This window comes from Paraburkholderia sp. SIMBA_053, from assembly GCF_046534895.1.
Lineage (GTDB): Bacteria > Pseudomonadota > Gammaproteobacteria > Burkholderiales > Burkholderiaceae > Paraburkholderia > Paraburkholderia caledonica.
The window spans coordinates 1-282 of the sequence record NZ_JAWRXU010000492.1; the positions used below are offsets into that span (position 1 = coordinate 1).

Here is a 282-nt window from a genome sequence, read left to right on the forward strand (position 1 = left end):
GGCCATGTAGCGGCGAATGATCTCGTCGTCGGTGAAATTGCGCGGCGTGATTCCGGCGCGCTCGCGCTCGGCGTCGATAATCGCCTCGACTTCCGGGTCCGGCTGGCCGCTGCGCGATCCTTCGGGATACAGATAGAATCCACGGCCGGTTTTTTGGCCGAACCAGCCGCGCTCGCACAGGCGGTCGGCGATCTGGACATAACGCGCCGCGGGATCGCGCGTCGCGGCGCGCCGTTTGCGCGCGGCCCAGCCGATGTCGCCGCCCGCGAGATCGACCACCTG

At 68.4% G+C, this 282-nt stretch carries 1 protein-coding gene; it reads right to left on the bottom strand.

The annotated features are described in order from the left end of the window. On the bottom strand, positions 1-282 hold a 282-nt coding region (locus SB753_RS36570), incomplete at both ends, for a 3-hydroxyacyl-CoA dehydrogenase family protein (protein WP_410805003.1).